Consider the following 6,015-nt stretch of genomic DNA (forward strand, 5'->3'; position numbering starts at 1 on the left):
GAGGCAGCCATGAACGAGATCCGACGGGTAGCCGTCGTCGGCGCCGGACAGATGGGCTCCGGCATCGCCGAGGTCTTCGCCCGGGCCGGCCTGGACACCATCGTGTGCGAGAAGGACCAGACCGCGCTCCGGGCCGCCCGCGGCCGGATCGACCGCTCCCTGCACCGCGCCGTCGACCGCGGTCGGATCGACCCGACCGATCGCGAGTCCACCTGGGCGCACCTGCTGTTCGCCGACGACCTGGAGGCGCTCGCGGACCGCCAGCTGGTGGTCGAGGCCGTCGTCGAGGACGAGGCGGTGAAGAACGACGTGCTCACCACCCTGGACAAGGTGCTCGCCGACGACGACGCGGTGCTGGCCACCAACACCTCGGCGATCCCGATCACCCGCCTGGGCATCGCGACCGGCCGGGCCTCCCACGTGCTCGGGCTGCACTTCTTCAACCCGGCCCCGGTGATGCCCCTGGTGGAGCTGGTGTCCTCGCTGCACACCGACCCGGCGGTGCTGGAGCGGGTGGAGGGCTTCGCCCGCAACACCCTCGGCAAGCACGTCGTCCGCTCCCGGGACCGGGCCGGCTTCGTGGTCAACGCCCTGCTGGTGCCCTACCTGCTGTCCGCGATCCGGATGGCCGAGGCCGGGCACGCCACCCCGGCGGACATCGACGCCGGCATGGTGCACGGCTGCGCCCACCCGATGGGCCCGCTGCAGCTCGCCGACCTGATCGGCCTGGACACGGTCGAGGCGATCGCCCAGTCCCTGTACGCGGAGTACAAGGAGCCGCTGTACGCCCCGCCGCCGCTGCTCTCCCGGATGGTCGAGGCCGGCCAGCTGGGCCGCAAGACCGGTCAGGGCTTCCACCCCCACCGGAAGGCCTGACCCGCCCGGACCCTGACCCACCTGAACCCGCCGGCGCCCCGGCCTCCGTCGCGGAGGGCCGGGGCACCGGTGCGTTCCGAGGTCCTGATCAGGCCTTGTCCCGGACGCCCGGTGGCGCGGTGAGGACGCAGTCCCCGCACAGCCCGCCGGCCCGGTCCGGTGCGGCCCGGTAGATCAGGCAGCAGCTGCGGCGACGGAAACCGGTGCCGTCCGCGGCCACCGTGCCGGCCCCGCGCAGCGGCGGGAGGTCCAGCAGTCGGGCGGCCAACTCCCTCGCTCGTACGCCGAGTTGCGGGGAGGCGCGGACCACGGCCGCGGCCGCACCGTTGACCGCCGACGCGACGTTGCCCCACCGGATCCGCGGCGAGACGCCGAACTCGGCGAAGGCCTCGGTCAGTTCCCGGACCGGCCCGTCCAGCACCTCCGCCGCGAACCGCTCGGCGAGCACGGCCGGTTCGGCGACCGGGACGGGCGCCCGGGCGGGCAGCGACAGCGGGAACAGCCCGCCGGGGGTCGGCTGCCACCGGGCCTCCCGCAGGCCGTAGCCGAACAGCGTCCCGTCCAGGACGGCGACGCCGAACGCGGGCGAGAGCACCCGGGCGACCAGGCCCAGCTGGGTCACCGAGGCGGCCACCCGCAGTTCCACCGCCTCGAACGGCTGCCCGCCGGCGGCCGCCAGGTGGCCCCGGGATCCGGCCACCCGCTCCGCCAACGCCCCTGGCCGGTCGAGGAGTTCGGCCATCGACCGCCACGGCTCCACCGGCCCGTCGGCGCCGTGGGCCTCGAACGCGAAGAACGGCCCGAGGGCCGCGACGCGCTGCGGCGTCGCAGCCCTCGGGGACGTCGGGGACGTCGGCGTCATACCGCGCCGACCGGCTCGGGCCCGGCCTCGGCCGGGGCGGCCGCGGCCTCGGCGCGGCTCCTGAGCAGGCGCTCGGCCATCGGCCCGAAGAGCAGGCCCAGCGTGCCCCACAGCAGCAGCTGCGCGGCCACCGAGTAGAAGCGGAACTCGAACAGGGTGTCCGCCGGGAAGCCCGGGTAGACGATGGCGCCCTTGTCGTCGGTCAACGGCAGCGGGGTCTCCGTCGCGTGGTGACCGAACTGCTGGACGTTGTCGGCGAGTTCACCGAGCGAGGGGAGCACCGCCATGACGATGCCGATCGCCACCGCGAAGGCGCCGGCCGCCAGCAGGGTGGCGTTCCAGTTCCCGAACCGGGCCTGGAGGCGCTTGCCGAGCCAGACCGCCAGGACCAGGAACACGATCGAGCAGACGACCATGCCCAGGTACAGGTTGCCGCGGTCCCGGATGGTCTCCGGGTGCCCGATGGCCGGCGGGTTGGCGGGGTACTTGATGAAGGGCACGAAGTACAGGCCGAGGAAGCCGCCGAGCGCCACCAGCATCGCCAGGGTGCGCGGGCGGAGCCGGCCGGTGCGGCCCAGGCAGACGGTGTACGCGATCGCGAACAGCGCGCCCATCGCCGTGCCGAACAGGATCATGCCGACGCCGATGCCGACGTTGGCCTGGACGGTGCGGCTGAAGATGTCCGGTCCGCCCATGTCCATCGGCAGCCCGGCGGCCTTGTCCAGCAGTCCCTGCGCGTCGTCGCGTCCGCTCTCGTACTCGATCGCCGCGTTGATCTGCGGCTCGGCGAAGATCCGTGCGAAGACGAAGGCGAGCAGGCCGGCCACTGCGCCGGCGAGGACGCCGCGCAGGATGAGTCTCTTCTCCATGTGGGGTTGTTCGCTGCTTCCGGTCGTCAGTGGCAGGGGAAGCCGAGGAAGTGCCGCGAGTCGTGGACGAACTCGTGGATGTGCATGTCCTTGCCGAACACGGAGTAGGCGCCCTGGTCGACGCCGATGAAGTAGTAGACGGCCAGCGCGATGAGGGCGGTGACGACCAGCCAGGCGACGGCCTTGGACGCCGGCACCACGACCGGGACGGGCAGGGCGGAGGGCCCGGGCATACTGGTGCTCACAGTTGAGCCTCCTTCGGGGATCGTGCGTCCCGTTCTCGTTGGGGCGGAGGTGATGGCGCCGTATCTGACTCGCGGGCCCGCCCGGGGGCGGTTCCGCTCACAGTGGCGCGACCGTGCCGGAGTCCCACCGGCTTCCTTACGCCATCACTACGTCCGGTAGGTTAGGCCCGCCCCGGAGGGCCGTCAATCGCCTCCAACCGCTCGAAAGCCCAGCGTGCGGAAGGTCACGTCCTCATGAACGGGCCGTGTCCGGCACGGCCGACGGCGTTCGCACGGGCACCGGTCGCCGCGGCTCGGGGCGGTCCGCCGACGATCCGTCCGGCGGTGTCCGGCAGAATCGCGGTATGCGGCAGATCATCGTCATCGGTATCGGTGCGGGCGACCCGGACCACCTCACCCTCCAAGCGGTCAAGGCCTTCGCCGGCACCGACGTCTTCCTCCTCCTCGACAAGAACCAGCAGCGCCAGGACCTGATGCACCTGCGCCGGCGGATGATCGAGGAGCACGGCCGCCCCGGCCACCGGGTGGTCGAGGTCCCGGACGCCGAGCGCGACCGCACCACCCCCGCGTACACCGAGGCGGTCCACGACTGGCGCCGCCGCCGGGCCGAACTGGTCGCCCGGCTGGTCGCCGAGCACCTGGGCCCGGACGAGACCGGTGCCCTGCTGGTCTGGGGCGACCCGAGCCTGTACGACAGCGTGACCGCCGTCCTGGACGAGGTGCTGGCGGCCGAGCCGGACGCCTTCGAGTACCGGGTGGTGCCCGGGATCAGCAGCGTCTCGGTGCTCGCCGCCCAGCACCGCACCACCCTCACCCGGGTCGGCCGGCCGGTGCGGATCACCACCGCCCGCCGGCTGGCCGCCGAGGGCTTCGGCCCCGGCAGCGAGGACGCGGTGGTGATGCTGGACGGGCAGGCGGCCTTCACCGGCCTCGACCCCGAGGGCGTGCACGTGCACTACGGCGCCTACCTGGGCGGCCCGGACGAGATCCTGGTCTCCGGCCCGCTCGCCGAGGCCGCCCCGGAGATCGCCCGGCTGCGCCAGGAGGCCCGCGAGCGCAAGGGCTGGATCATGGACACCTACCTGCTGCGCCGCACCGAGGACTGACCGGCCGGCGGATCCGGCCGGACGCGGCCCTGACCGACCCGCGACCGGGACGCCCGCAGGGCCGCCTCCAGCCGTACCGCGTCCGCGGTCGCCCGCACCTCGTGGACCCGCACCGCCCACGCCCCCTGGGCGGCGGCCAGCACGGCCGCCGCCGCGGTGGCGGCGTCCCGCTCCCCGGCCGGGCGCGGCTCGCCGGTGGCCGGGTCGGCGAGCAGCTCGCCGAGGAAGCGCTTGCGGGAGGGGGCGACCAGCAGCGGCCGGTCGAGCACGGCCCAGGCGTCCAGTGCGGCGAGCAGCGCCAGGTCGTCCCCGCGCCCCTTGGCGAAGCCGAGGCCGGGGTCGACGATCACCTGGGCCGGGTCGACCCCGGCCGACACCACGGCGTCCAGCTGCCGCCCCACCTCGGCCACCACCTCCGTCACCACGTCCCGGTAGTCGGCCAGTCCGTCCATCCCCGCGGACTGGCCCCGCCAGTGCATGACCACGAAGGGCACCCCGGCCCGGGCGACCGCCTTCGCCATCCGGTCGTCGGCCCGGCCGCCGCTGACGTCGTTGACGATCCGGGCCCCGGCGTCCACCGCGGCCTCCGCGACCTCGGCCCGCATGGTGTCGATGCTCACCGTCACCCCCTGCCGGGCCAGTCCGCGCACCACCGGGAGCACCCGGGCGAGTTCCTCCTCGACCGGCACCCGCCGCGCCCCGGGCCGGGTCGACTCGCCGCCCACGTCCACCAGGTCGGCCCCCTGCGCGACCAGCTCCAGCCCGTGGGCCACGGCCCGGCCCGGGTCCAGCCAGCGGCCCCCGTCCGAGAACGAGTCCGGGGTGACGTTGAGAATTCCCAGCACCGCGCACCGGCCCCAGTCGGGCAGTCCGGGAAGTGTGTACGAATGTCTTTCCATGCTCCTATTGTGCCGCCTGCCGAAGGCTTTCCCGAACGCCTCCTATTTCACTTGCGGACGATCTCGTATCACACTGTGGACTTCCCGGAACATCATTCCGGCCGACCCGCTACTGTCCTGCCATGACACTCGGGACACCCTCCACGCGCACCGACCGGGCGGCGACCGTCCGCGATCTCCTTGCCACCGGAAAGCGGTCCTATTCGTTCGAATTCATGCCGCCCCGGAGCGCCGAGGCGGAGGCCGGACTGTGGAATGCGATCCGCCGGCTGGAGGCGCTCTCCCCGACCTTCGTCTCGGTGACCTACGGCGCCGGCGGGTCCACCAGGGAGCGGACGGTGAACGTCACCGGCCGGATCGCCCAGGAGACCACGCTCACCCCGACCGCCCACCTGACCGCCGTGGACCACAGCGTCGCCGAGCTCCGGAACATCCTCGGCCACTACGCCGACCAGGGCGTACGCAACATCCTGGCGCTGCGCGGCGACCCGCCGGGCGACCCGCTGGGCAGCTGGACCCGCCACCCGGACGGGGTGGAGTACGCCGCCGATCTGGTGCGGCTGATCAAGGAGTCCGGGGACTTCTGCGTCGGGGTGGCCGCCTTCCCGGAACGGCACCCGCGGTCGCCCGACTGGGACTCCGAGATCCGCCACTTCGTCGCGAAGTGGCGCGCCGGGGCGGACTACGCGATCACCCAGATGTTCTTCGAGGTGGACAGCTACCTGCGGTTCCGTGATCGGCTGGCGGACGCCGGGTGCGACATTCCGGTGATTCCGGAAATCATGCCCGTGACCACCATCCGGTCACTCGAACGCATTCCCACGCTCAGCACCGCGGACATTCCGGCGGAATTCTCCGCGCGCATGCTCGCCCACCGGGACGACCCGGCCGCGGTCCGCTCGATCGGAATCGAGCACGCCACCGGAATGTGCCGCCGGCTGATGGCCGAGGGCGTACCGGGACTGCATTTCATGACCATGAACTTCTCCACGGTCACCACCGAGATCTACCAGCAGCTCGGGCTGCCGCGGTCGGGCTGAGCGAACCCGGAAGGCGGGAAGGGGCGGGGGGGGGGGCCGGGGGGCGGGCCCGCCCCCGCCCGGGGGGAGGCACCCCGCACCGCGCCCCGGGGGGGGGGGGGCGGGGCCCCGGCTGGCC

At 73.4% G+C, this 6,015-nt stretch carries 7 protein-coding genes and 1 riboswitch; of the genes, 3 read left to right on the forward strand and 4 right to left on the reverse strand.

The window, feature by feature from the left end:
* Positions 1–9 precede the first annotated feature (9 nt).
* Positions 10–876, forward strand: a complete 867-nt coding sequence (locus ABTZ03_RS41345; protein ID WP_350518405.1) for a 3-hydroxybutyryl-CoA dehydrogenase — start codon at positions 10–12, stop codon at positions 874–876.
* Positions 877–964: 88 nt separating this feature from the next.
* On the opposite strand, the gene ABTZ03_RS41350 is transcribed toward ABTZ03_RS41345, so the two are convergent.
* From ABTZ03_RS41350 to ABTZ03_RS41360, 3 genes are read right to left on the reverse strand one after another with little or no spacing between them, the layout of a single operon-like run.
* Positions 965–1,738: a (2Fe-2S)-binding protein gene (locus tag ABTZ03_RS41350; RefSeq protein WP_350518406.1), complete on the reverse strand. Its 774-nt coding sequence runs from the start codon at positions 1,736–1,738 to the stop codon at positions 965–967.
* Positions 1,735–2,607, reverse strand: coding sequence for a CbtA family protein (locus ABTZ03_RS41355; RefSeq protein WP_350518407.1), 873 nt, complete (start codon positions 2,605–2,607; stop codon positions 1,735–1,737). Before ABTZ03_RS41355 ends, ABTZ03_RS41350 begins: the two co-directional genes overlap by 4 nt.
* A gap of 26 nt (positions 2,608–2,633) precedes the next feature.
* Positions 2,634–2,852, reverse strand: a complete 219-nt coding sequence (locus ABTZ03_RS41360) for a CbtB domain-containing protein (RefSeq protein ID WP_400913280.1) — start codon at positions 2,850–2,852, stop codon at positions 2,634–2,636.
* Positions 2,853–2,912: 60 nt separating this feature from the next.
* Positions 2,913–2,988: riboswitch (cobalamin riboswitch) on the reverse strand.
* 208 nt (positions 2,989–3,196) lie between these two features.
* On the opposite strand from ABTZ03_RS41360, the gene cobF reads away from it, so the two are divergent.
* A complete protein-coding gene (cobF, locus tag ABTZ03_RS41365) occupies positions 3,197–3,958 on the forward strand; it encodes a precorrin-6A synthase (deacetylating) (protein ID WP_350518408.1) in 762 nt (253 codons plus the stop codon).
* Here cobF and folP read toward each other — a convergent pair.
* Positions 3,931–4,857, reverse strand: a complete 927-nt coding sequence (gene folP, locus ABTZ03_RS41370) for a dihydropteroate synthase (protein ID WP_350518409.1) — start codon at positions 4,855–4,857, stop codon at positions 3,931–3,933. The two genes, cobF and folP, sit on opposite strands and share 28 nt — an antisense overlap.
* Before the next feature lie 122 nt (positions 4,858–4,979).
* Between folP and metF the strand changes: the two genes are divergently transcribed.
* Positions 4,980–5,897 carry a methylenetetrahydrofolate reductase [NAD(P)H] gene (gene metF, locus ABTZ03_RS41375; RefSeq protein WP_350518410.1) on the forward strand — a complete coding sequence of 306 codons (918 nt, stop codon included), beginning with the start codon at positions 4,980–4,982 and terminating at the stop codon, positions 5,895–5,897.
* Positions 5,898–6,015: the final 118 nt, after the last annotated feature.

It is taken from the genome of Kitasatospora sp. NPDC096077 (assembly GCF_040303245.1).
In the GTDB taxonomy this organism is placed as follows: domain Bacteria; phylum Actinomycetota; class Actinomycetes; order Streptomycetales; family Streptomycetaceae; genus Kitasatospora.